We start from the raw sequence: 1,205 nt of genomic DNA on the forward strand, positions 1-1,205 counted from the left end.
CGAAGGGCCGCATGCGCAGCGCCGCGAGGTGCCAGGGCCGTGCGGGGGCTCGGCTGTCGGCCCGGCCGCCGTGCAGGAAGAGCACCGCGGCCCGCGGCCCGGGCGGAGTGCGCAGCGCGAACAGCGCTCCGCCCCGCCCCCTCGCCTGTGCGGGCGCTCCCCGCTCGTTGCCGGTCATCCGTCCTCCTCGTGGTGCCGCGGTGCCGTGGCCCGACGCCCCGTACTGATCATTCGTCATCGTGCCGGGAAAGGTTTGGTCGCCGGACCAATCCGCCGGTGTCCGGGCTCCGGATCACAGATGGAGATTCCCGACCACGGAGGGCCCCGTGAAAGAAGCCGTGTACATCGGCACACATCCATCCGCCGAGCCGAACCTCGAGGAGCTGGTGGGACGTGTCGCCCTCGGTGAGGAGGACGCGTTCGCCTCGGTGTACGACATGGTGATGGGGCCGGTCCTCGGCACCGTGCGCGCCGTCCTGCGTGACCGGGCGCAGTCGGAGGAGGTCGCGCAGGAGATCCTGGTCGAGGTGTGGCGGACCGCGCCGCGCTACCGCTCCGAGCTCGGAACCGCCATCAACTGGATCCTCACCCTGGCGCACCGGCGGGCGATCGACCGGGTGCGCTCCGTGGAGGCCGCCGCCGCGCGCGACCACAAGGCCGCGCTGCTGAACCACACCCCCGACTTCGACGAGGTCACCGAACAGGTGGAGGCGCGTCTGGAGCGGGAGCAGGTGCGGCGCTGCCTGCGCACCTTGACCGAGATCCAGCGGCAGGCCGTCTCGCTCGCCTACTACCGCGGGCTGACCTACCGTCAGGTCGCCGAGGCCCTGGCGGTGCCCCTGGGCACGGTCAAGACCCGGCTGCGGGACGGTCTCATCCGGCTGCGCGACTGCCTGGGGGTGACCGCGTGAACACGGCGGATCTGCACACCCTCACCGGCGCCTACGCGGTGCATGCACTGTCCGACGAGGAGCGCGTCGCGTTCGAGCGGCACCTCGCGGACTGCGCGGCGTGCGCCCAGGAGACCGCCGAACTGACCGCGACCGCGGCCCGGTTGGGTCTCGCCGCGACCCTCACGCCCCGCGCCGCGCTGCGCGAGCAGGTGCTGCAGCGGATCACGACGGTGCGTCAGGAGTCGCCCCGGGAGCAGGTGCAGTCGCGGGCGGGGCGCCCCGCGGCCGTCCGGCGACGGCTGCTGTCGCGCT

General features: G+C 73.4%; 2 protein-coding genes and 1 pseudogene. 2 read left to right on the top strand and 1 reads right to left on the bottom strand.

Annotated features, from left to right (window positions below; genetic code table 11):
• Positions 1-178, bottom strand: a pseudogene (locus G3I40_RS47795) (alpha/beta hydrolase); the annotation flags it as partial.
• Positions 179-326: 148 nt separating this feature from the next.
• On the opposite strand from G3I40_RS47795, the gene sigK reads away from it, so the two are divergent.
• Both sigK and G3I40_RS43505 read left to right on the top strand, forming a co-directional pair.
• Complete coding sequence (sigK, locus tag G3I40_RS43500) at positions 327-911, top strand: ECF RNA polymerase sigma factor SigK (protein WP_164560311.1); 585 nt, start codon at positions 327-329, stop codon at positions 909-911.
• Positions 908-1,205 (top strand): zf-HC2 domain-containing protein (locus G3I40_RS43505; protein ID WP_164560312.1); only part of this gene is annotated, 298 nt, incomplete at its 3' end. The genes sigK and G3I40_RS43505, both read left to right, overlap by 4 nt.

Source organism: Streptomyces sp. SID14478, assembly GCF_010548525.1.
Lineage (GTDB): Bacteria > Actinomycetota > Actinomycetes > Streptomycetales > Streptomycetaceae > Streptomyces.